Consider the following 4,264-nt stretch of genomic DNA (forward strand, 5'->3'; position numbering starts at 1 on the left):
GGCGCTGGAGTGGCGCAAAGTGGACTGGCGGGGCGTGGGCTGGGGGATCGTCGGGCGGTTGCCCGGTAGTGCGCTGGGGGCGATCGTCGTCGGTTACCTGTCGGCGCGCACGCTGGGCCTGTCGGTCGGCGCGATGGTACTGATCGCGGTGCTGCTCACCTGGCGGGCCGCCGAGGTGCCGCGCAACGCGGGCACGGTCGCCGCGGCCGGCCTGGTGTCCGGTGTCGCCGGTACGGCGACCGGCATCGGCGGGCCGCCGATGGCGCTGGTCTTCCAGAGTGCCAGGGGCCCGCAGATCCGGGCGACGCTGGCGATGTTCTTCGCGCTGGGCGCGGCGCAGTCGCTGTTCTTCCTGTGGTGGGCGGGCGAGCTGACCCCGCACTCGCTGCGTTTCGGCGCGCTGCTGGTCCCGTGCATGGTCGCCGGGTTCCTGGCGTCCGGCCCGCTGCGCCGCTTCCTGGACCGGGGGCGGGTGCGGGCGAGCGTACTCGTGCTGGCGACGGCGTCGGCGCTCGCGTTGATCGCCCAGAGTCTCTTCGGCTGAACGTGAAAAGGCGCACGGCCGCGCCCGGGGGCGCGGCCGTGCGGTGGGTCGGTGGAACGGTCGGTCAGGCGACGCGGCCCGAGGACACGGCCCAGGTGTTGCAGCCCCCCGGGCCACCCGAGTCGAACCCCCGCTGCGCCCAGAACGCCTGGCTGTAGCCCTTGCCGTGGTCGTTCGTCGGCCAGGCCTTGTGGCCGTTCTTGCGGGTCCAGTCGTTCATGCTGCGCCACTCGGACGAGTTGACCGGAAGCGAGCTCTGCACGCTGCGCAGGAACGCCGATGCCATGCAGTCGGCCTGAAGCTCGAAGCGCCGCGACAGCAGCAACTTGGCGGACCCACGAGCCCGGTTGTGCGTGGGGAAGTAGTAGTTCGGTCCGATCTTGCTGACCGTCTGCACGTGGTGGGCGTACTCGTGTGCCATGAACTGGGCCGAGCCCAGCTCGAACGCGTCACGGACGACCTTCCGGGTCACCCCGATGTACATGGTCTTGTTGGCGGAACAGTAGTAGCCGCCGGCCCCCGTCGGCCACCTTCCGCACGGGCTGCTCACCTTGCCGGTGACGAAGCGCAGCCGCGGCTTGGCGAACGGCAGGCGCGCCTTGCGGAACTGGCGTGCCCACGCGTTGTTCAGGCAGGTGTTGACCTTGGTCATGAACCTGCGGTACGACGCCGCGCTACCGGAGCGGATCTGCCCCGCCGAGCAGTTGGACACGCTGATGCGCCCGGTGCGGTAGAGCGGGTTGTGCGTGGCGGCGCGCTTGCCGTACGGCACCGCCGCGGCCGCCTGGGTGTGCTGCGCCTTACTGGCCTCCTTGACCGCGGCCGGCGCGGCGGGTGCCGACGCCTGAGCGGTGCCCGTTCCGAAGAGCGCGAGCACCGTGGCCGCTGCGGCTAGGGTCGAGAGTTTCCTGATGGGGAGGGTGTTCATAATGATGCAGAGATTAGACCAATCCGTCGTATATCGGTGCAGTTTCGGCATCCTTTGAAGGATTCGGCTGAGGCGTCGGATAAGCGAACTAGACTCGTCCTAATGGCGGCGAGGGCGAACAGAGGGGATGGTTCCGTGGGCGAGCGGCCTGGACTCCTGAAGACCATCGAGGGGCCTGGCGACCTCAAGGAAGTGGAGGTGGCTGACCTGCCCCGGCTCGCCGAGGAGATCCGTGACCTTCTGATCAACTCGGTGGCCGAGTCGAAGGCCGGCGGTCATCTCGGCCCCAACCTCGGGGTGGTGGAGCTCACGATCGCCCTGCACCGGGTGTTCGACTCCCCGCACGACAAGGTGCTGTGGGACACCGGGCACCAGGCGTACGTCCACAAGATGCTCACCGGCCGCGCCGACGCCTTCGGCTCGCTGCGCCAGGAGGGCGGTCTTTCCGGCTACCCGAGCCAGGAGGAGTCCGAGCACGACCTCATCGAGAACTCGCACGCCTCCACCGCACTGTCCTACGCCGACGGGCTGGCCAAGGCGTTCCGGCTGCGCGGCGAGGCCGAGCGCACGGTCGTGGCGGTGATCGGCGACGGCGCGCTCACCGGCGGCATGGCCTGGGAGGCGCTGAACAACATCGCCGCCGAGCGCGACCTGCCGCTGATCATCGTGGTCAACGACAACGGCAGGTCCTACTCGCCGACCATCGGCGGCCTGGCCAGGCACCTGGCCTCGCTGCGGATGACCCAGGGCTATGAGCACGCGCTGGAGTTCGTCAAGGACTCCCTGGCCAAGGTGCCGGTCCTGGGCTCGCCCTTCTACGAGACCCTGCACGGCGTCAAGAAGGGCCTGAAGGACATCCTGGCCCCGCAGGCGATGTTCGAAGACCTCGGGCTGAAGTACGTCGGGCCGATCGACGGCCACGACGAGCAGGGCGTGGAGATCGCGCTGCGCAAGGCGCGCGGCTTCCGCGGCCCGGTCATCGTGCACGTGATCACCCACAAGGGGCACGGCTACAGCCCCGCGGAAAACCACGACGAGGATTGCTTCCACGCCCCGCAGCCCTTCGACCCGGCCACCGGCGAGGAGCGGCCCCGGGCGCGCGGCTGGACCGACGTGTTCAGCGAGGAGATCGTTCGCATCGGCGGCGAGCGCCTCGACATCGTGGCCATCACCGCGGCCATGCTGCACCCGGTGGGCCTCGCCGCGTTCGCCGAGGCCTACCCCGACCGCATCCACGACGTGGGCATCGCCGAGCAGCACGCGCTGACCTCCGCCGCCGGGCTGGCCCTGGGCGGCCTGCACCCGGTGGTCGCGGTCTACTCCACCTTCCTCAACCGCGCGTTCGACCAGTTGCTGCTGGACGTCGCGCTGCACCGGCTGCCGGTCACCGTGGTGCTCGACCGGGCCGGCGTCACCGGCGACGACGGGCCGAGCCACAACGGCATGTGGGACATGTCGATCCTTCAGGTGGTCCCGGGGCTGAGGCTGGCCGCGCCGCGCGACGGCGCGCGGTTGCGCGAGCTGCTGGCCGAGGCGGTCGAGGTGTCCGACGGCCCGACCGTGGTGCGTTATCCCAAGGGGCCGGTCGCCGCCGACATCGAGGCGGTGGGCAAGCTCGGCGAGATGGACGTGCTGCGCGCCGCCGACCCCGACGTACTGCTGGTGGCGGTCGGCTGCATGGCCGAGACCTGCATGGAGGCCGCCCGCCTGCTCGACGCCCAGGGCATCTCCGCCACGGTCGTCGACCCCCGCTGGGTCATGCCGCTGGACGACGCGCTGCCGCTGGCCGCCGCCGCGCACAAGCTGGTCGCGGTGGTGGAGGACAACGGCCGGGTGGGCGCGGTCGGCGACACGGTGGCCCGCGCGCTGCGCGACGCCGACGTCGATGTGCCGGTCCGCACGTACGGCGTCCCGCAGACCTTCCTCACCCACGCCAAGCGCGCCAAGATCCTCACCGAGGCCGGGCTGACCGCCCAGGGCCTGGCCCGCCAGATCACCGAGGCGGTGGCCAAGCGCAGCCCGGTGCTCACCCCGCACACCACCCGCTAGCCCGTCGTGCCCGCCCGGCCCCACCAGGACCGGGCGGAACACACCTCGCGCGAATGATGACGGTTTCGCGGGGAAGAGACCCCTCGATCAATGTTGATCTGGGGGTTCGTGATGATGGCGGCGCGCACGAAGACGATCGAGGAGTCGATCCACGACACCGAGGCGCCGGAACACCGGCTGCGAAAGCGGCTCAGCGCGCTCGACCTCACCGTCTTCGGCGTCGGAGTGATCGTCGGCACCGGCATCTTCGTGCTCACCGGCCGGGTCGCCCGCGACAACGCGGGCCCCGCGGTGGCGCTGGCGTTCGTGGCGGCCGCGGTCGTGTGCGGCCTGGCCGCGCTGTGCTACGCCGAGTTCGCCTCCACCGTGCCGGTGGCCGGATCGGCCTACACCTTCGCCTACGCCACCCTGGGCGAGTTCCCGGCCTGGGTGATCGGCTGGGACCTGGTGCTGGAACTCGCGCTGGGCGCGGCGGTGGTGTCCGTCGGCTGGTCGGGATACTTCGCCTCGCTGATGTCCACGCTGGGCGTCGGCCCGCCCCCGGCGCTCGCCGGGGAGGACGCGGTGATCAACATGCCGGCCATGATCATCGTGCTGATCCTCACCGCGATCCTGGTGGCCGGGATCAAGGTCTCCGCGCGCACCAACCTGGCGCTGGTGATCCTCAAGGTGGCGGTCGTGCTGCTGGTCATCGTGGCCGGCCTGTTCTTCGTGCGCGCCGCCAACTACACGCCGTTCATCCC

At 70.7% G+C, this 4,264-nt stretch carries 4 protein-coding genes; 3 read left to right on the forward strand and 1 reads right to left on the reverse strand.

From position 1 onward, the window contains the following. The coding region (locus C1I98_RS36050) for a sulfite exporter TauE/SafE family protein (protein ID WP_111171770.1) at positions 1 to 544 on the forward strand (544 nt) is incomplete at its 5' end. 64 nt (positions 545 to 608) lie between these two features. Here the strand turns inward: C1I98_RS36050 and C1I98_RS36055 are convergent. After that, positions 609 to 1,472 carry a neutral zinc metallopeptidase gene (locus C1I98_RS36055; protein ID WP_158558330.1) on the reverse strand — a complete coding sequence of 288 codons (864 nt, stop codon included), beginning with the start codon at positions 1,470 to 1,472 and terminating at the stop codon, positions 609 to 611. A gap of 102 nt (positions 1,473 to 1,574) precedes the next feature. On the opposite strand from C1I98_RS36055, the gene dxs reads away from it, so the two are divergent. Both dxs and C1I98_RS36065 read left to right on the forward strand, forming a co-directional pair. Then, complete coding sequence (gene dxs / locus C1I98_RS36060) at positions 1,575 to 3,521, forward strand: 1-deoxy-D-xylulose-5-phosphate synthase (RefSeq protein WP_111171772.1); 1,947 nt, start codon at positions 1,575 to 1,577, stop codon at positions 3,519 to 3,521. Between the two features lie 90 nt (positions 3,522 to 3,611). Beyond that, positions 3,612 to 4,264: amino acid permease (locus C1I98_RS36065; protein WP_306461944.1), on the forward strand; the 653-nt coding region annotated here is incomplete at its 3' end.

Origin of the sequence: Spongiactinospora gelatinilytica (assembly GCF_003236385.1) — a bacterium.
GTDB classification, from domain to species: Bacteria; Actinomycetota; Actinomycetes; order Streptosporangiales; family Streptosporangiaceae; genus Spongiactinospora; species Spongiactinospora gelatinilytica.